This is a genomic window from Pseudomonas capsici (assembly GCF_017165765.1).
In the GTDB taxonomy this organism is placed as follows: Bacteria; Pseudomonadota; Gammaproteobacteria; order Pseudomonadales; family Pseudomonadaceae; genus Aquipseudomonas; species Aquipseudomonas capsici.
This window is the reverse complement of the sequence record NZ_JAFGZD010000005.1, coordinates 295,076-313,976: the sequence shown is the minus strand read 5'-3', so window position 1 is coordinate 313,976 and position 18,901 is coordinate 295,076. Positions and strand designations below refer to the sequence as shown.

At 56.9% G+C, this 18,901-nt stretch carries 20 protein-coding genes and 1 tRNA gene; 1 reads left to right on the top strand and 20 read right to left on the bottom strand.

The features are described 5' to 3' along the window. Positions 1-287: 287 nt before the first annotated feature. The 3 genes from hisN to JSY17_RS09640 are packed head-to-tail and all read right to left on the bottom strand — an operon-like array spanning position 288 to position 3,016. A complete protein-coding gene (gene hisN, locus JSY17_RS09650) occupies positions 288-1,058 on the bottom strand; it encodes a histidinol-phosphatase (RefSeq protein WP_201012719.1) in 771 nt (256 codons plus the stop codon). Between the two features lie 14 nt (positions 1,059-1,072). Continuing rightward, positions 1,073-2,206, bottom strand: a complete 1,134-nt coding sequence (locus JSY17_RS09645; protein ID WP_232849359.1) for an MFS transporter — start codon at positions 2,204-2,206, stop codon at positions 1,073-1,075. A 33-nt stretch (positions 2,207-2,239) separates the two neighbouring features. Further along, a complete protein-coding gene (locus JSY17_RS09640) occupies positions 2,240-3,016 on the bottom strand; it encodes a DeoR/GlpR family DNA-binding transcription regulator (protein ID WP_200998993.1) in 777 nt (258 codons plus the stop codon). A 435-nt stretch (positions 3,017-3,451) separates the two neighbouring features. Here JSY17_RS09640 and JSY17_RS09635 point away from each other — a divergent pair, with 435 nt between their 5' ends. Further along, positions 3,452-4,201 carry a sulfite exporter TauE/SafE family protein gene (locus JSY17_RS09635; RefSeq protein ID WP_200978288.1) on the top strand — a complete coding sequence of 250 codons (750 nt, stop codon included), beginning with the start codon at positions 3,452-3,454 and terminating at the stop codon, positions 4,199-4,201. Positions 4,202-4,978: 777 nt separating this feature from the next. Here JSY17_RS09635 and JSY17_RS09630 read toward each other — a convergent pair. From JSY17_RS09630 to JSY17_RS09550, 17 genes are all read right to left on the bottom strand, one after another. Beyond that, a tRNA-Lys gene (locus tag JSY17_RS09630) sits at positions 4,979-5,054 on the bottom strand. Positions 5,055-5,117: 63 nt separating this feature from the next. Next, positions 5,118-5,792 carry a 7-cyano-7-deazaguanine synthase QueC gene (gene queC / locus JSY17_RS09625; protein WP_206400952.1) on the bottom strand — a complete coding sequence of 225 codons (675 nt, stop codon included), beginning with the start codon at positions 5,790-5,792 and terminating at the stop codon, positions 5,118-5,120. A 16-nt stretch (positions 5,793-5,808) separates the two neighbouring features. Further along, positions 5,809-6,456, bottom strand: coding sequence for a 7-carboxy-7-deazaguanine synthase QueE (queE, locus tag JSY17_RS09620; RefSeq protein WP_206400875.1), 648 nt, complete (start codon positions 6,454-6,456; stop codon positions 5,809-5,811). A gap of 171 nt (positions 6,457-6,627) precedes the next feature. Beyond that, entirely contained in the window at positions 6,628-7,443 is an 816-nt protein-coding gene (gene ybgF / locus JSY17_RS09615; protein WP_117164659.1) for a tol-pal system protein YbgF, read from the bottom strand. A gap of 6 nt (positions 7,444-7,449) precedes the next feature. After that, positions 7,450-7,947, bottom strand: coding sequence for a peptidoglycan-associated lipoprotein Pal (gene pal, locus JSY17_RS09610; protein ID WP_025259009.1), 498 nt, complete (start codon positions 7,945-7,947; stop codon positions 7,450-7,452). A gap of 52 nt (positions 7,948-7,999) precedes the next feature. Further along, positions 8,000-9,301, bottom strand: a complete 1,302-nt coding sequence (gene tolB / locus JSY17_RS09605) for a Tol-Pal system beta propeller repeat protein TolB (protein ID WP_025259008.1) — start codon at positions 9,299-9,301, stop codon at positions 8,000-8,002. Beyond that, the gene (tolA, locus tag JSY17_RS09600) at positions 9,298-10,368 is read right to left on the bottom strand and encodes a cell envelope integrity protein TolA (RefSeq protein ID WP_117164658.1); all 1,071 of its coding nucleotides are present in this window, start codon (positions 10,366-10,368) and stop codon (positions 9,298-9,300) included. The genes tolB and tolA overlap by 4 nt, the downstream gene beginning before the upstream one ends. Next, complete coding sequence (tolR, locus tag JSY17_RS09595) at positions 10,368-10,832, bottom strand: protein TolR (protein ID WP_002554654.1); 465 nt, start codon at positions 10,830-10,832, stop codon at positions 10,368-10,370. The genes tolA and tolR overlap by 1 nt, the downstream gene beginning before the upstream one ends. A 14-nt stretch (positions 10,833-10,846) precedes the next feature. Further along, positions 10,847-11,542: a protein TolQ gene (gene tolQ, locus JSY17_RS09590; protein WP_117164657.1), complete on the bottom strand. Its 696-nt coding sequence runs from the start codon at positions 11,540-11,542 to the stop codon at positions 10,847-10,849. Then, positions 11,532-11,999: a tol-pal system-associated acyl-CoA thioesterase gene (ybgC, locus tag JSY17_RS09585; RefSeq protein WP_206400873.1), complete on the bottom strand. Its 468-nt coding sequence runs from the start codon at positions 11,997-11,999 to the stop codon at positions 11,532-11,534. The genes tolQ and ybgC overlap by 11 nt, the downstream gene beginning before the upstream one ends. A gap of 136 nt (positions 12,000-12,135) precedes the next feature. Further along, the gene (gene ruvB, locus JSY17_RS09580; RefSeq protein WP_122369735.1) at positions 12,136-13,194 is read right to left on the bottom strand and encodes a Holliday junction branch migration DNA helicase RuvB; all 1,059 of its coding nucleotides are present in this window, start codon (positions 13,192-13,194) and stop codon (positions 12,136-12,138) included. Next, positions 13,195-13,803 (bottom strand): Holliday junction branch migration protein RuvA, encoded by a 609-nt coding sequence (ruvA, locus tag JSY17_RS09575; RefSeq protein ID WP_117164654.1) that lies wholly within the window; start codon positions 13,801-13,803, stop codon positions 13,195-13,197. A gap of 115 nt (positions 13,804-13,918) precedes the next feature. Next, the gene (ruvC, locus tag JSY17_RS09570; protein ID WP_206400871.1) at positions 13,919-14,443 is read right to left on the bottom strand and encodes a crossover junction endodeoxyribonuclease RuvC; all 525 of its coding nucleotides are present in this window, start codon (positions 14,441-14,443) and stop codon (positions 13,919-13,921) included. A gap of 130 nt (positions 14,444-14,573) precedes the next feature. Beyond that, positions 14,574-15,320 carry a YebC/PmpR family DNA-binding transcriptional regulator gene (locus JSY17_RS09565; protein ID WP_206400869.1) on the bottom strand — a complete coding sequence of 249 codons (747 nt, stop codon included), beginning with the start codon at positions 15,318-15,320 and terminating at the stop codon, positions 14,574-14,576. 115 nt (positions 15,321-15,435) lie between these two features. After that, the gene (aspS, locus tag JSY17_RS09560; RefSeq protein WP_117186494.1) at positions 15,436-17,211 is read right to left on the bottom strand and encodes an aspartate--tRNA ligase; all 1,776 of its coding nucleotides are present in this window, start codon (positions 17,209-17,211) and stop codon (positions 15,436-15,438) included. Between the two features lie 263 nt (positions 17,212-17,474). Beyond that, on the bottom strand, positions 17,475-17,816 hold the full coding sequence (locus JSY17_RS09555; protein WP_162880427.1) for a ribbon-helix-helix domain-containing protein: 342 nt from the start codon (positions 17,814-17,816) through the stop codon (positions 17,475-17,477). Between the two features lie 321 nt (positions 17,817-18,137). Continuing rightward, a complete protein-coding gene (locus tag JSY17_RS09550) occupies positions 18,138-18,611 on the bottom strand; it encodes a Dps family protein (RefSeq protein WP_117183598.1) in 474 nt (157 codons plus the stop codon). Positions 18,612-18,901: the final 290 nt, after the last annotated feature.

Sequence of the window (18,901 nt, the reverse complement as noted above, 5' to 3'; positions counted from 1 at the left end):
AACTTCGGCACAAGAACGAAGATCGCGTGAGTGGATCTTTGTGACAGGCCCTGAACATGTCGCTCAAGTCCAGAAAAATGGTGGGGCGTGCAGGATTCGAACCTACGACCAATTGGTTAAAAGTCAATTGGCTATGCCTCACCGGGCGTCAGGCTGATCATTCGTTTCGAGTCAGGAGTGGGGCCGTTTTCTGCATTTTCCGATGGCTCGGCTGCACCCTCCATGACCTCATCCTGACATGCCCGGCGCTTAGCGTACGATTTTGTCCGTTTTCTCTACCCACCCCATCATCGCAGGATACCTAACACTCGTTCGTGCAGTGCTGCGCTACCCGAGATCAGTACAGCGCCTCCGACCTCAGGACGCCCGCCATCCAGACGCGTGACGACTCCACCGGCCTTCTCGATGATCGGAATGAGCGCCACGATGTCATAGGGCTGCAGGGATGGCTCCAGAGCCAGATCGATATGGCCTGCTGCAACCATGACCATGGCGTAGCATTCCCCACCATATCGGGTCATCCGAACCTGATCCTTCACACGGTCGAAACCATCTGCCAGAGCGCCTTGGTATCCCTGCGGACTGGTCGTGTGCAAGATCGCCTCAGACAAATCAACCCGTCGGGTCTGCATGCGCTCCACAGATGAGCCGCGCTGGTACCACGCTGCATCGGCGTCGGCCCAGAAGCGCTCCCCGGTGAACGGCTGACTCATCATTCCGCGCGTGGCCACGCCTTGGTGGGTCAGCCCTATGAGCGTACCCCACACCGGGATGCCACAGATGAATGGCTTGGTACCGTCTACCGGATCGAGTACCCAGCAAAAAGCATTGCTGCCTTCGGATCCGAACTCCTCGCCGAGGATTGCATGGTCGGGGAAGCGCTCTCGAATGAGTGCGCGCATTGCAATTTCCGCCTGGCGATCAGCATCGGTAACGGGGTCAAACTTGTCGCCTTCTTTGTACTTGGCGTCGATCTCAATCGGCCTGCGGAACCGGGACAGCGTCTGCGCGTCGGCAAGATCGGCAAGCTGATGAAGGAACGAGGTTTCTATCTTCATTGCAGGATTGCTCCTCAGACCTTGAGCCAGCGAGTGGAAAGAGCTACGCCGATCAGAAGAACGGCCACCCCTGTAAAAGCGCCTTCCAGGCCGATGCCGTGGGCTGCGAACCCGATCAGTGCGGGACCGGCAAGAACACCGGAGTAGCCAAGTGTGGTGACCGCCGTAATGGCGATGCTCTCGGGCATGCGCTTCTGATTACCGGCTAGAGAGAAGACTGCTGGTACGATGTTGGCGCAACCCAAGCCCAGCAACACGTAGCCCGCAAGCGAGGCCTGCCACGGGGTCACCCAGGTAAGCGTCATGAAACCGACGCCCGCCAGCAGGGCACCCACGACAATGGATCGAATGCGCCCCAGGCGCTCGACCACAGAATCACCTAAAAGGCGGGTCACGGTCATGGTCAGCGCGAAGATGACGTAGCCCAGGCCAGCCATGGCGGGCTTCACTTCGCGGACATCCACCAGAAATACCGCGCTCCAGTCCAGCATCGAACCTTCCGCCAAGAACACCACAAACGCCAGGATGCCCAGGAACAGAACGATGCCCTTGGGCCAGGCCAGTAGAGGGCCGTCCTGATGCAGAGCTTCGCCACGCCAATGCTTGAGCGACAGCGCTGCAATCACCGCCATAGTAACTATGCCTGTAAACGCTGCAGTAGCCGTTCCAATGCGCGCGGACAGTAGCGCAGTCATCGCGGTAGCCCCAATGAAGCCACCAATGCTGAAGAATGCATGGAAGCCCGACATCATCGCCCGACCGGCTTCGCGCTCCACGACAACCGCCTGCATGTTCATCGTACAGTCCATCGCCCCCACGCCGGCGCCGAAGACAAATAGTGCGCCTCCGAGAAACCATGCGTTGGAAGCGATGGCCAGTAACGGCAGGCTGACACAGATGATCGCAGTCGTTGCAATCATCACGTTCCGACAGCCAAAGCGAGCTGCCAGCGCACCAGAAACGGGCATAGCCAAAAGCGAGCCAGCTCCCAGGCAAAGCAGGATCAAGCCAAGAACGCCGTCGTCGACCCCGGTACGGCTCTTCGCAAACGGAACCAGCACGGCCCAGATTGCTGTAGCGAATCCCGGAATGAAGAAAGCAGCACGTGTGGCGTACTGCTGCGCGCGATCGCTGGAGGTAAGTGCCATGGACATTCGGACCGTCTACGATGTTTGGAAGTGTTAGTAGGGGAACTGATGGACGCGAACGCCCCACTTGGCGAAGGCCTTGAGGTGACTCTCGGAGGTGCCTGTGTTGATCACCAGGTCATCGACTTCGGACAGCCCCACAATGTGATGGCTACCTTCGGTACCTAGCTTTTCTGCAGAAGCGGCCACGATGACACGCGAGCTGCTCGCGATTACCTGACGCTTCAGTGCAGCTTCTTCTGCGTTGGTGGCCCAGACGCCAGTCAAAGCATCCAATGCACAGGCACCGGGAACGCAGACGTCCATGCGTAGCCCCTGTAGCTGCAATACCGCTTCGGCACCCAATACCCCCCCTGCCTCGGGGGAGAAAAGACCGCCGATCAACTGGACTTGCACGCCGCAACGCTGGCCGGCGGCAATGGCGATCTGAGGAGAGTTAGTGATGAGGGTGAGGTCACTGCGCTCTGGCAGGTTATGAGCAACAGCCAGGTTGGTTGTTCCCGCATCGAGAAAGACAGTCTGCCCCGGCTGCAACAGTGCGCAGATGCCTGAAGCCAGCCCAATCTTTCCCGAGACTCCTTGCTGCGCACGCTGATCGAAGCTCGGAACCTCCTCGCTCGCCCGCACAGCGCCGCCGTAGACGCGCTTACACAGTCCTTGGCTGGCCAGCTCCCGTAGATCGCGACGAATAGAGTCCTCAGATATGCCAAAGCGCACAGCCAGATCGCCGGATGAGACTCTGCCATGCTCACGGAGCAGTTCCAGCACGACTTGAGCGCGTTCTGCAGGGAATCGGTTGTCTTCAGTCAATGCGCAACTCCTGATGATGTGCAACGCCAAACAAGCAAAATCATGCATCATCGTGCTAAATCATGCAACCACATGAATTAAAGAGGTCGACCTTACCGATTGCCGGACAGGCGCCGTTGTGAGAGGGGCGGACGAAAGACAGCAAGGAGGCATCGAAGGCCACGTAGCTCAATGTTCTGCTTCTCCGCTGCCGATCACGTCAGTTGACTACCGATGTCGTCATCACAACGGACTGCTGCCACAATCGGCGGGCAAGTTCGGCGCCCTATGCTGCGGCAGAGCCTGGCGTATTGTGGGGAGAATCATTTGATGGGCACCAGGATGACACCCAACCAACTCAAGGCAGAGTTTCAGCGCATGGGCTGGACTGGTAACGTGCATTTGAAGCATCCGCTACATGCGGGCTAATGCAGACCAAAAATATGAGGAGCCTTCTTGTCTTTCGAAAGTATAGCCCTGCTGATAACAGGTGCCGCCGCAGGGGGCTTCATAAACGGTTTGGCTGGCTTCGGTACAGCGCTGTTTTCACTAGGGATTTGGCTCCAAATCATGCCGACCTGGCAGGCTGTCGCCATAGTTGCGGCGATGTCCGTTGCGAGCGGATTGCAGAGTCTTTGGCTGATTAGAAAGGATTTGAATTCTGGCCTGAGTAAACTACCTCGTTTTCTCCTACCCGCGCTAGCAGGCTTGCCGGCAGGTGCAGCCATCTTAGAAATGATCAACGGCCAAGTGCTGAAGATGGTAATTGCTGGATTTATGCTGCTTTATGGCGCGTTCTTCACACTACGTCGCTCCTTGCCTCAGTTCAGTCGGCCAATGCCGGTGGTGGATTCATTGATAGGTCTAAGCGGTGGCTTTTTAGGGGGCATTGCTTCTCTGTCAGGGCCTCTGCCAACGATGTGGTGCGCAATGCAGCCCTGGACGAAAACGGAAACCAGCGCTGTCTTGAGGCCGTATAACGTAGTGATACTCGCCATCGCGGTAATGATTTTTGCTCGAAATGGATATTACTCAAGCGACACTCTAGTCATGATGGCTATTGCTCTTCCAGCCACTCTTATTGCATCAAAGCTGGGAGTAGCCGTTTTCTATCGATTAAACGATGGCCAATTTCGCAGAGTGATAATTTGGCTGATGTTTATATCAGGAGTGCTTCTCGCGACACATCAATTGGCTCAAAGGTGATGAGCTGAATTAAAAATTGGCAACATGGACATTCATCTACCACGTAGCGATCCAGAACCTCCTACGCCGAAGGATCGGCTAGGCGAGCCCGCCCGATAAGTCGCCCCTTCTGATAAACCTCTGGTGAAGAGGCTTGCGGATTGCAGGAAATCAGCTTGAAGGCATTCACTTGAAGCTTTGCCAAGCCATCCGAAATCAGACCGACCGCCTTGTAAACCAGCAAGGCTTCTTGAGCGCTGCTGAGAAAGCCAGTTTCGACCGCGAGCTTGATGCCATCGCAATGCAGCCATGCAGGTAGGAAAGGTTGCTGAGAGGCTTATGAATAGGGAGGGCCCTGAGACGCGACGGGCAGACTTAAGAATGCCTCCATGTCGTGTCACTGAGGACTCGTTTGACCATGCAATGCTAATGGGCCTTAGTCCAGCACACCGCATGCCGGGTACTGTCAGGTGTAACTGAAGGCTTAAGAATCCGGCCACTCAGGCTAAAGGGATGCCGCTACCGGCAGGATTCACTGCGTGAGCTTGAAGAACCCTAACGGTTAGGCATGGGTAGCACCGCATACCGAGGCTACAGCCCAGCTAGCCAGCTGATTATGAAACGCGATAATTTGCTAATCACGAAAACGAAAAAGCCCACTCACCGATAATGGCAGTGGGCTATTTCATATTGATATAACGCTGAAACAAGCCTTAAGCTCGCTTCATACGACTGCAAGAACAGGAACTGGCTTACTTAAATGCCCGCTCTCTAGATACTCACGAACCGCTGTAAAAATGGTGGGTCGTGTAGGATTCGAACCTACGACCAATTGGTTAAAAGCCAACTGCTCTACCAACTGAGCTAACGACCCTCTGTTGCGTGGCGCGTATATTACTGATTTCTATCAGTAATTCAACACCTTTGTGTAAAAAAATTAAAAATAACGTGTCGGGTCTGCAACACCGGCGGCGGCAAAGCCTTCTGCGCGCAGGCGGCAACTGTCGCATTTGCCACATGCACGGCCTTCGTCATCGGCCTGATAGCAGGAAACGGTCAGTCCGTAATCGACACCCAGAGCCACACCCGCCCTGACGATGTCGGACTTGCTCAGGTTTTGCAGCGGTGCCCGAATACTGAAGCCCTGGCCTTCCACACCGGCCTTGGTTGCCAGATTGGCCATGCGCTCGAACGACTCGACGAACTCGGGGCGGCAATCCGGATAACCCGAATAATCCACGGCATTGACGCCGATAAAGATGTCGCGGGCTTCCAGCACTTCTGCCCAGCCGAGGGCCAGGGACAGGAACACGGTATTGCGCGCCGGCACATAGGTGACCGGAATGCCTTCAGTCGGTGCCTCGGGAACGGCAATGGAACTGTCGGTCAATGCCGAGCCACCGATGCCATTGAGGTTGAGGCCGATAACCTTGTGCTCGATGACCCCCAGATCCCGTGCGACACGTGCAGCAGCATTCAGCTCGGCACGGTGGCGCTGGCCATAGTCGAAACTCATGGTGTAACAGGCGTAGCCTTCGGCACGGGCCATGGCCACCACTGTGGCTGAATCAAGCCCGCCGGACAGCAGGATTACGGCTCGTTTTTCGGTCATGGTCAATTCACTCATTTCAGCGCCCTGGCTCGTCGTCCCAAAGAATTTTATGCAACTGCATCTGCAAGCGGACCGGCAGATTATCTGCCACGATCCAGTCTGCCAGGTCCCGCCCCTTCAACTCATGATGACTGGCCGAGAACAGCACTTCACCTGCCCGCTTGTCCAACCCGTACTGAATCAGCTTGGACACAGCCCAGTCATAGTCATCCCTGGAGCAGATCACGAACTTGACCTGATCGTTGGGCGTCAGCAACTCCATGTTTTCGTAGCGGTTGCGAGCGACTTCCTTCGAGCCTGGAGTCTTCAGGTCGACGACACGACTGACGCGAGTGTCTACAGCCGAAATGTCCAGAGCGCCACTGGTTTCCAGTGAAACTTCGTAACCGGCATCGCACAGACGCTCAAGCAAGGGAATGGCATTGGGCTGGGCAAGCGGTTCGCCACCGGTTACACAGACATAACGCGGGCGATAGGCAGCGACCTGCTCAAGAATGTCATCCAGCGTCAGGATCTTTCCACCGCTGAACGCATAGGCACTGTCGCAATACTGGCAGCGCAAGGGACAACCCGTGAGGCGCACGAATACGGTGGGCAGCCCAGCCGTACGAGTTTCACCCTGCAACGAGTAAAAGATTTCGGTGATACGTAATGTGTCTTGCATATGGGCCACGGGCGTAACAGCTAAACAGGCCGTCCGCCTCCGTCAGGCACTTCAAAGCACCCTGCAGTCGCAGAATCCAGCGAAGCGTAATAGTTACCGGAATTTCGGGTGCGAAATTCTAACGAAAAAAGCCGCGACAAGCGCGGCTTTCTTGAATGGCGGGCCTTTGCGTCAGAGACGCTGAAGATCCCGCTGTGCCAATTGTGCAGCCGAAGTGCCCGGATACTGGGCTACAACTTGCTGCAGGATGCCCTTGACCTTGTCGGTGTGGCCGAGGCGACGCTCGACATCGGCCAGCTTGTAAAGCGAATCAGGCACCTTGGCGTGCTTCGGGTACAACTGACTGACCTTGGCAAATGCCTGACCAGCGCCCTGAAGATCGCCCTTGGCCAGATTCACTTCACCCAGCCAGTATTGGGCATTGCCCGCATACGAGCTGTTTGGGTACTTGCGAAGGAAAGCGGTAAAAGCCTGACTGGCTTTATCGAAATCCTTGGCCTTGATCAAATCGAAGGCAGCTTCATAGTAGAGCTTTTCCTTCGCCGGATCAGGAGGCTCTGTGCCTGCTGCCGGAGCCTGGGCCGCAGGGGCCGAAGGCGTCCCGCTGGCGTCAATATTGCCGCCAGACGGTTGGGAATTATTGGTAGCTGCAGCGGCTGCGCCACTGGAGATACGCGAGTCGAGATCCTGATAACGCTCCAGCGCTTCCTGCTTCATGCGCTGAATGTCGTTCTGCTGGACTTCAACGAGACCACGCAAGCGCGCGATTTCTTCCTGCATTTGCTGCAGCTGCATGAACAGCTGACCATTTGCCGAGGTCGGGGCCGAAACCCCTCCCCCGGCATAGGCGCCGGACGTGCCATAACCCGCTGGCGGATAACTGCTGCTGCCAGAGCCAGAATTGTCATCGACCACAGGAACCGCACCCCACGCAGAAAGCGGGAGGGTGAGGGCCAAAACGGTTAGAGCACGTCGGCACGTTCGCATGTCAAATTACTTACGCAGTTCGACGCGACGGTTTTGAGCCCAGGACTGCTCGTCGTTGCCGGTAGCAACTGGACGCTCTTCGCCGTAGGAAACCAGTTCCAGCTGAGCTGGGGAAACGCCTTGCAGTACCAGGTAGCGCTGAACGGCTTTCGCACGACGCTCGCCCAGAGCCATGTTGTACTCACGAGTACCACGCTCGTCGGTGTTGCCTTCCAGAACGACGCGAGCGCCGTTGGCTTTCAGGTCCTTGGCATGCACGTCCAGAGCACGCAGTGCTTCTGGCTTCAGATCCGAACTGTCGTATTCGAAGTAGAAGGTGGTGATTGCACGCAGAGCAGCTTCTTCGCTCAGGCTGCCATCTACAGCGCCAGTGTTGGCACCGTAACCAGCGTTAGGGTCAACAGCGCCAGCGCCAGCGTTATCGCCGCCTTTGGACGAGCAACCAACAGCTACAGCCATGGCCAGAGCCAGCGCAGCAAACTTACCAAACTTCAACATTTCCATCTTGAAACTCCTAATGAACCCCAGTGTGTTAAGCAAATCGTGTAGCGCCGCGTCAGTTCAGGTAAGGGGACCAGGAAGGTTCTCTGACTTCGCCTTGAGCGGTAGGAAGCGGGAGCCTTACGCGTCCGTTAATGGACACGAGCATCAAGACTCCCCGGCCCTGCTGGCGGGTGGCGTAGATTACCATGGTGCCGTTGGGCGCAACAGTAGGCGACTCATCAAGGTTGCTATCTGTGAGGATTTTTACACTTCCGCGAGCCAAATCCTGTACCGCTACCTTGAAATTGGTGAAGCCGTCCTGCCGGTGAATCATTACCAGCGTCTTTTCATCCGCCGACAATTTCGGGTTGGCATTGTAGTTGCCCACGAACGTTACACGCTCGGCACCACCGCCATTGATGTTGGTCTTGTAGATCTGTGGCTTGCCGCCACGGTCCGACGTGAAGTACAGCGTGGAGCCGTCCTTGCCGAAAAACGGTTCGGTATCGATGGACGAATCGTTGGTTACACGGGTCAGCTGGCGGGAGGCCAGGTTGATCACGTAAACCTCGGGGTTGCCGTCCTTGGACAGTACGAACGCCAGCTTGCCACCATCGGGCGACCATGCAGGCGCGCCGTTGAGGCCTTCGAAGTTGGTGATCTGTTCACGACGACCGGTATCGATGTGCTGTACGAAAATGCGTGGACGCTTCTGCTCGAACGATACGTAGGCGATACGCTTGCCATCCGGCGCAAAGCGTGGCGACAGGATCGGCTCGCGCGATTGCAGCAGCGTCACGGCACGGGCACCGTCGTAATCCGAACGCTGCAGGGTGTAACGGGTGTTGCTTTCCGAGAAGCGCTCGGCGGTCACGTAGAGCATGCGGGTAGAGAACGCGCCCTTGATGCCGGTCAGTTTTTCGAACGACTGGTCGGCAATGTAGTGCGCCATGTCCCGCAACTGGTCATTGGTGCCCGACACGCTGCCGGTCAGGACCTGCTGCTCGGTGGCAACGTTGAACAGCGCGTACTGGATCTGCAGACGACCGCCCGCCGGGACGATGTTGCCGACCATGACGTACTGCGCATTCAGTGCCTTCCAGTCACGGAAAATGATTTCGCTGGCCTGAGTCGGCAGGCTGATCATGTTCTGTTTTGGAATCGGCGAGTAGTAACCCGAGTTGCGCAGGTCGTTACTCACGATATCGGCCATGTCTTCAGGCAGCACATTGCCGCCCTGCCAGCCAAAAGGCACGACAGCAATCGGAGTGGCGCGGTCACTTCCGCTGGTGACCATGATGTTCTTTTCTTCCGCGACGGCTAAGCCCGCCGCACAGCAAAGAACCAAAAGCAGTCCTCGAAGAAGGTTAATCACAAGGCTAGATCCTCAGGTGTGAATGTCATCTTGAATGAACGATAGGGAGCGAAGTCCGCTGGCTTCAAACCCTGCATTTCTGTCAAACGACCAATATTCTTGACCGCTGCCACTGCCGAACTGTCGAACGGACCGTCACCACTGGACTTGGCAATAGTCACCGAAGTCACTGTGCCGTCCGGCAACATGCCGATCTGCAGTACCACTGCCATGCCCTTGCGAGCAGAAGGTGGGCGAGCCCAGCCCTCGGATGCACGTACGCGAATCAGGTCGTCGAAATTACCCGCTACCTCATCGCCCACTTCATCGGCCAGAGCCTGTTGCCGCTGCGGCTTGTCGGAAAGCAGGTCGGCCAGAGCCTGGGCCTTCTTGTCCTCTGCAGCCTTGCGAGCAGCTTCCTGAGCTTTCTTGGCCGCGGCATCTGCAGCAGCTTTCTTCTTGGCGTCTTCGGCAGCCTTTTTCTTCGCGTCCTCAGCCGCTTTTTTCTTCGCTTCATCGGCAGCCTGTTTCTTGGCTTCCTCGGCGGCGGCTTTCTTTGCGTCTTCCTCGGCTTTTTTCTTCGCCTCTTCTTCGGCTTTCTTCTTGGCTATATCAGCCAGTTGTTTCTCTTCGGCCTTTTTCGCATCGGCAGCTTTCTTGGCCTCATCGGCCTTTTTGGCTTCCTCGGCTTTCTGCTCGGCCTTCTTCGCCTCGTCAGCAGCCTTCTGTTCCTGGGCCTTCTGTTCTTCGGCTTTTTGAGCAGCCTCTTCTTTCTTTTGTTCCGCAGCCTTTACAGCTTCCTGTTTCTGCTGCTCGATCTTCTTCTGCTCCAGCTGCTCGACTTCAGTCTGTCGTGCAGCGGCTTTCTTTGCCTCGCCGGCAATCTTCTGGTTGGTCTGGGTTGTCGCCTGGCTCTTGGACTTGAGTTGGTAAAGCGTAGCCTGAACGATCGGCTTTGCTTCAGGCAACTCGGGAGTCATGGCAAAGCTCACGAAAAGCATGCCAAAAATCAGGATATGCAGTGCCACAGCCCAGACAGAGGGCCAGAAGTAGCTTTCCGAGGCAGACGGCTCTCGAATCGGCTGCATCAGGGGGCCTCAGTAATCAAGCCAACATTCCCTACCCCAGCCTTCTGCAGTCCGCCCATCGTGCCCATGACAGAACCGTAGTCTACGGTCTTGTCGCCACGAATGAAGACCTGCGTCTGCTTGCCGGCATCACGGCCGGCAGCGACTATCTTGGTCACGGCCGCGGTCAGTTGCGGCAGGGTCATTGCCTTGTCCATCTGTTTGTCGGTATCGACTTCGCTGCCAAGGTTCCAGTAGTAGGTCTTGTCAGCCTTGATCGAAATGGTCAGGACCTGATTGTTGTTGTCTTGCGGCAAAGCCTCGCTGGAGACCTTGGGCAAGTCGACTTTCACGCCCTGGTTGATCATGGGAGCGGTCACCATGAAGATGACCAGCAGCACCAGCATCACGTCGATGTATGGCACCACGTTCATTTCGGCGACCGGCTTGCGTTTTCTGCGACGATCTCGAGCGATTAAAGCCATGGGGAATTACCTGCTCACTCTTCGCTGGTATGCACTTTACGGTGCAGGATCGCCTGGAATTCTTCGGCGAACGTGTAGTAACGACCGATCAGGGTTTCACTGCGAGCGGAAAAACGGTTGTAGGCGATAACAGCCGGAATGGCCGCGAACAGGCCGATGGCCGTTGCGATCAGTGCCTCGGCGATACCGGGAGCCACAGTGGCCAGGGTCGCCTGCTGCGCAGTCGCCAGACCGCGGAAAGAGTTCATGATCCCCCAGACCGTACCGAACAGACCGATATAAGGGCTGGTGGAACCTACGGTCGCCAGAAATGGCAGGCCGGTTTCCAGTTTTTCTTCCTCACGGGAGATTGCGACGCGCATGGCACGGGCCACACCTTCCATCACGGCATCCGGATCGACGCCAGCCTGCTGACGCAGACGGGAGAATTCCTTGAAGCCGGCACGGAAGATCTGCTCGACGCCGGAGTCCGGGTCAGGGTTGCTGCCCGCCTGGCGATACAGCTTTGACAGATCGATACCCGACCAGAAACGCTCCTCGAAGCTGTCCAGGGCGCGTCGACCGGCACGCAGCATGTTGCCGCGCTGAAAAATCACGATCCACGAAGTGACTGAAGCAGCCACAAGCATCAGCATTACCAACTGAACAACAATGCTGGCATTGCTGACCAAACTCCACATGGAGGTATGGTCGACTACGTTAGCTTCCACGCTTTATCTCCTGCTCTGAATGTATGCCCGCGCCGCTCTGGCCGGCAAAGGCCGCTCGCAAAGCTTCGGGAATGGCCCGGGTTTTCAAACTATCGGCGCGTACACACGCCACCAAAAACTGCCCCTCACAGAGCAGCGTTGCATCCGCAGCCAGCCTGACCTGCTGCTTGAAGCGCAGGCTGGCACGGTTCAATTCGATTACTTCGGCGCTTACCAGCAACTCATCGTCCAGCCGCGCAGGCTTGTGGTAACGAGCCTCGGCGGAATGCACGACGAACAGCAGGTCCTCCTTCGCCAGCTCGGACTGGGCAAAGCCCAACTCTCGCAGCTGCTCGGTACGAGCCCGCTCCATGAATTTCAAATAGTTGACGTAGTAGACGATGCCGCCTGCATCGGTGTCCTCGTAATAAACGCGACAGCGATGTGCGAACGACGGTGCCCCGTTTTGCGCGCGCATACTCTAGTGCTTACTCCTCGGGTTGCCAATCGGGTCAGGCAACTGTTTTTCATGGTTTGGCCACTTATTGATGGCTTCTGCCATCACGCTGGCAATCTGACCACCGAAAGTACAAATAAATCGCTGGTGGCCACTATTAATAGGTCGTGCCATCTGCAAAATCTTCCGACGCTGGCATCTCGCCCATTCTCGAAGGAATGTTCAGCCCGAAGTGCAGGTAAGCGTGCCGGGTAACGACCCGTCCACGCGGTGTGCGCATGATATAGCCTTGCTGGATCAAATAGGGCTCCAGCACGTCTTCAATGGTGTGTCGCTCCTCACTGATGGCAGCCGCCAGACTGTCTACGCCAACAGGACCGCCGTCGAACTTCTCGATCATGGTCAGCAGCAGACGCCGGTCCTGATGATCGAAACCGTGTTCGTCGACATCCAGCAGGTTCAGGGCCTTGTCGGCGGTCTGCCGAGTGATGTGGCCATCACTGCGAACCTGGGCAAAATCCCGTACGCGCCGCAACAGGCGGTTGGCGATACGCGGTGTTCCGCGAGCACGGCGGGCAACCTCGAAAGCCCCTTCCGGCTCGATGGCCAGCCCCAGAATACCGGCGGAGCGCGACACGATGGTCGACAGATCGGCGATGCTGTAGAACTCCAGACGCTGAACGATCCCGAAACGGTCACGCAGAGGATTGGTCAGCATGCCGGCGCGGGTCGTCGCACCCACCAGGGTAAAAGGAGGCAGATCGAGCTTGATGGAACGGGCGGCAGGGCCCTCGCCAATCATGATGTCCAGCTGGAAGTCTTCCATGGCCGGGTACAGCACTTCTTCGACGATGGGGGACAGACGATGGATTTCATCGATGAACAGCACATCGTGAGGTTCGAGGTTGGTCAGAATCGCCGCCAGGTCTCCCGGACGCTCCAGCACAGGACCGGACGTGCTCTTGATCGATACCGACATTTCCTGGGCAATGATATTGGCCAGCGTGGTCTTGCCCAGCCCCGGCGGACCGAAGATCAGGGTGTGATCCAGCGACTCGTTGCGCCCGCGTGCAGCCTGGATGAACAGCTCCATCTGCTCGCGCACGGTCGGCTGGCCGATGTAGTCGGCCAGGCTCAGAGGACGAATGGCACGGTCCAGTTGTTCCTCACGATCACGGCCACTGCTGGCGGTAATCAGGCGATCAGCTTCAATCACTTACGCCATCCCCTTCAAAGCCCGTCGGATCAGATCTGCACTGCTCAAGCCTTTTTCCTTGATCGCGGAGACGGCCTTGCTCGCCTCTTGAGGTTTGTAGCCCAGGGAAATCAGCGCACTGACCGCATCGGACTCGGCCGAGGCCACTGGCTCGGCCTGATTGGGACCATCGGAAACCAGGGCAAAGGTGCCCGGCAACGCCTCCCAGGCCTTGAAACGGTCCTTGAGCTCGACCAGCAGACGCTCGGCGGTCTTCTTGCCGACCCCGGGAATCCGGGTCAGCGCCGAAGTATCCTGCGCCTGGACGCAACGCACCAGTTCATCGACCTCAAGGCCCGACATCAGCGCCAGCGCCAGTTTCGGGCCGACGCCATTGAGGCGAATCAGCTCGCGAAACAGCTCACGCTCGCGCTTCTCGTAAAAACCATAAAGCAGATGCGCATCTTCGCGAACCACCAGATGGGTATGCAAGGTCACCGGCTCACCAACATGCGGCAAACGATAAAGCGTTGTCATGGGTACTTCCAGCTCATAGCCGACGCCATTGACGTCCAGTACCAGATGCGGTGGCTGTTTCTCGGCGAGAAAGCCACGTAAACGTCCAATCACGTATCAGATCCTTTCGTGTTGCCCATCGCTGGCGTCGCCAGTGCAAAAAATATGAACACCATCATCACAGGAGTAGCCAGACCTGCAAGCAAAAATATGCATGCGAATGATGCAGTCAGAGACGCAACCGGCCACCGCGACTGCGTGCAGTGCCCAGACCATGGGGGATCAGGCTTGAACGCGTGTGCGCATGACACAGCGCAATGGCCAGTGCATCGGAGGCGTCGATCTGGGGTTTCTGGGTCAGTTTGAGCAAATGCATGACCATCATCATCACCTGCTCCTTGTTGGCTCTACCGGTCCCGGCAACCGCCTGCTTGACCTGAGTGGCCGTGTATTCGGCAATTTCCAGCCCTTCTTCGGCACCCGCCACAATCGCAGCCCCGCGGGCCTGCCCCAGCTTCAGTGCAGAATCGGCGTTGCGCGCCATGAAGACCTTTTCGATCCCCATGGTGACAGGACCATGTGTCCTGATGATTTCACGCACGCCGCGAAACACGATCTGCAGCCTTTCCTGCAGCTCGCCTGCTCCCGTGCGAATGCAGCCCGAAGCCACATAGACACAACCACGCCCGGTATCACGTACAACGCCATAACCGGTGATTCGCGAACCGGGGTCGATACCAAGAATAAGAGTCATAACGCCCGCAACTCGAGAAGTAACGCAAAAACAATAGATGCAGCATAAAGGCAGAAGCCGGAGGCCGATAGCGGCGTGATACTCACCGCTTCCTGCCTCCGGCCTCCAATGTACAGCGAGCAACCTGCAATCAGCCAAGCTGCTCCAGAACGTCATCCGGGATTTCCGCGTTGGAATAGACGTTCTGCACGTCATCCAGGTCTTCAAGCATGTCGATCAGCTTGAGCACCTTTTCTGCGGTTTCCAGGTCAAGCACGGCACTGGTGGTCGGCAGCATGACGATTTCTGCGTCAGAAGCCTTGAAACCCGCAGCCTCCAGCGCGTTACGCACGGCGTAGAAACCGGCGAACGAGGTGAACACGTCGACGGCACCATCTTCGTTGCTCACGACATCGTCGGCATCGGCTTCCATTGCCGCTTCGATCAGAGCGTCTTCATCGACACCGGCAGCAAACGAGATCTGCCCCTTGCGATCGAACAGATAGGCTACGGAACCGTCAGTCCCCAGGTTGCCGCCACACTTGGTGAAAGCATGACGAACGGCAGCGGCGGTACGGTTGCGGTTGTCGGTCATGGCCTCGACCATGATTGCAACGCCGCCAGGGCCGTAACCCTCGTAACCCAGCTCCTCGACATCATTGCCATCGTCCGCACCGACACCACGCGCAACAGCACGGTCGATGGTGTCACGGGTCATGTTGGCCCCCAGCGCCTTGTCCAGTGCCAGACGCAGACGCGGGTTGGAACCCGGATCACCACCACCCTGACGGGCAGCGACAGTCAGTTCACGAATCCACTTGGTGAAGATCTTGCCTTTCTTGGCATCCTGACGCTCTTTGCGGTGCTTGATGTTCGCCCACTTAGAATGACCTGCCATTTCTCGCTCCAGATTCTTTTTGAAACACCTTCACCCTTTGCCCGTCTGCACGGGCAAAAGGCTTTCACTCGACAGGCTCGATGCAGGGCGCATCACGAACGCGCCCTGCCCCGCATCACTCGGCCTTCTGCTGCTCGCGCAGGCGAATGTGCAGCTCACGCAGAGCCTTGGCATCCACGACACCAGGCGCCTGGGTCATGACATCGGCAGCACTCTGGGTTTTCGGGAAGGCAATCACTTCACGAATCGACTGGGCACCGGTCATCAACATCACCAGACGGTCCAGACCGAAAGCCAGGCCGCCATGAGGTGGAGCGCCGTATTTCAGAGCGTCGAGCAGGAAGCCGAACTTCTCCTGCTGCTCGTTTTCGTCGATACCCAGCAGACGGAATACGGCCTGCTGCATTTCCTTGCGGTGGATACGGATCGAACCGCCGCCCAGTTCGGTGCCGTTGAGCACCATGTCGTAGGCGCGGGACAGCGCCTTGCCAGGGTTGGCCTCCAGCTCTTCAGGGGTGCACTTTGGCGCCGTGAAGGGGTGGTGCAACGCGCTGAAGCTGCCGTCGTCGTTCTCTTCGAACATCGGGAAGTCGACAACCCACATTGGCGCCCACTCGCAGGTGTGCAGCTTCAGGTCGTTACCGACCTTGATGCGCAGCGCGCCCAGAGCCTCGCTGACGACCTTGAACTTGTCGGCACCGAAGAACACGATATCGCCATCGACAGCGCCAACGCGATCGAGGATGACGTTGAGGTTCTCTTCAGGGATGAACTTGACGATCGGCGACTGCAGACCCTCATGGCCTTTCGCACGCTCGTTGACCTTGATGTAAGCCAGGCCCTTGGCACCGTAGATGCCGACGAACTTGGTGTAGTCGTCGATCTGGCTGCGCGGCATGCTGGCAGCGCCCGGTACGCGCAAGGCAGCAACGCGGCCTTTCGGATCGTTGGCCGGACCACTGAACACCTTGAACTCGACACCGGTGAGCTGATCGGCAACATCGACCAGTTCCAGAGGGTTGCGCAGGTCTGGCTTGTCGGAACCATAGCGGCGCATGGCTTCTTCGAAGGTCATGTGCGGGAATTCACCGAATTCCAGGTCCAGGACTTCCTTGAACAACTGACGAACCATCTTCTCGGTCAGACCGATGATGTCTTCTTCGCCGAGGAAGCTGGTCTCGATGTCGATCTGAGTGAACTCAGGCTGACGGTCGGCACGCAGGTCTTCGTCACGGAAGCATTTGGCGATCTGGTAGTAGCGGTCGAAGCCGGCCACCATCAGCAGTTGCTTGAACAGCTGAGGCGATTGCGGCAAGGCAAAGAAGCTGCCGGGGTGTGTGCGGCTTGGTACCAGATAGTCGCGAGCGCCTTCCGGCGTGGCGCGAGTCAGGATCGGCGTCTCGACATCCAGGAAGCCGTTGTCATCCAGATAGCGACGGATGCTGGTAGTGATGCGCGAACGCAGACGCAGCTTCTCGGCCATTTCAGGACGGCGCAGGTCGATGAAGCGGTAACGCAGGCGGGTTTCTTCGCCGACATCGGAGTATTCGTTCAGCGGGAACGGCGGAGTCTCGGACTCGTTCAGGACTTCCAGTTCGTAGCCCAGCACTTCAATGGCACCGGAAGCCATGTTGGCATTGACGGCACCCGCCGGACGGGCACGCACCTTGCCGACAACCTTGACGACATATTCGCTGCGCACACGGTCGGCAGCGGCAAAGGTATCCGCACGATCGGGATCGAACACTACCTGGGCCATGCCTTCACGGTCGCGGATATCGAGGAAAATCACGCCTCCGTGGTCACGACGGCGGTGGACCCATCCGCAAAGGGTAACTTCCTGACCTTCCAGACTTTCGTTCAGTTGGCCGCAATAATGGCTGCGCATCATGATGGTGTGTTCACTTCTCGTAATTCGAAATTCGGTGGGGCTTTCGCTCCTGGCCGCTCAATAGTGCAAGGCACCGGCATCCAGTTCAAGCCAGTCCCTGCCACGCGGAGCCATGCCCGTCAGCAAGGCGAAGGATTATATAGAGTTAATCGAGGCCGTGCAGCCGAACGAACTCATCCGGCCTGGATAAGTTCGCATAAGTACCGGTCAACAGGCCTGCCCCCCCTTCGAAAGGACCCGCCGCAAGCGAGCCCGGAGAAACATCAGGCTTGAACCTGATCAAGACGATCGGCCTTCAAAAGGTGCGCGACACAGACAACGCGGATCAGCCCGCTGAAATTCTTCACACCGCCGTAACGCAGGTGCACCTCCCTGTCGATATAGGAAAGCACGGCATTTACGGAGCAGTTATTGGATCGGGCAATGGCCGACAATATATTCCAGTAGACCTTTTCCAGACGCAGGCATGTCGCCAGCCCGTTAAGACGCACCGACTTGGAATGCGGCTGCGCCAGATTCATATTGAAATCCTCGACAAAAGGATCATTGCGTATGGACGAATGCCTGCTTGAATCTTTGACCTCACGTTCAACACCTCTGACCATGGCTATTCCACCTTTAGAAAATCAATTCGAATCCCGATAGGAAACATTTAAAAATAAATAAATGTGATTCCTATAAGGCCCGATTAAAGATCTTATATCCAGTAGAAGCCTTACCCTTTTTCTGTAGGAGATGACTACAAAAGAACACAGAATAAGGAAATACCAAAGGCGCTATAACTTAAGAAAATATTGGCGTGTGTTTAATATTTATATTTTTACGTTTTCACAACATGCTGCAAGCGCAGCACCATGAAATATCCGACAGCGCGCTGCCACAGGTAACGGCAGCGCGCCCGGATCATGAAGACAGAAGCCCTGCTGTCAGCGGGTCTCGAGCATCGAGCGCAGCATCCACGCAGTCTTCTCATGAACCTGCATACGCTGGGTCAGCAGATCTGCAGTCGGCTCATCACTGACTTTATCCAGCAGAGGAAAAAGACTACGAGCTGTACGGACAACAGCCTCTTGGCCCTGAACCAGACTTTTGATCATATCTTCAGCACTTGGTACGCCTTCTTCTTCCTTGATCGAAGACAGGCGAGCATAAGTCGAATACGTACCTGGCGCCGGGAAGCCCAGAGCACGAATACGCTCGGCGATGGAGTCGACAGCCAGAGCCAGTTCGTTGTATTGCTCTTCAAACATCAGGTGCAGCGTGCGAAACATCGGCCCACTGACATTCCAGTGAAAGTTGTGAGTCTTGAGGTAAAGTACATAAGTATCCGCAAGCAGATGCGAAAGACCGTCCACGATCGATTTGCGATCCTCTTCACTGATACCGATATCGATTGCCATGTTTCATGCCCTTTTAAATGAGGATTGGAAAGCAGTAACAGAGCTACTTTATCAAGAGACGCCAGCGGACGCAGCCTTCTATTGGTGCACGCGCTCAAATAGGCACACCCATACAGGAAAGTAGCGCCTGATTCGTCAAGCCTGTCTGACACGTCGCCGCCAAAGCGAGTTCCATGAATTCGCCGGAAGCCGCTCGCAAGCTCTATCTCAAGGCTGTCAGGGGTCATCGAGACAGACGCTTTACTGGCGTCAACAAAACCTGCAAGGCCGCGCAGGTACTTGATTTGAGT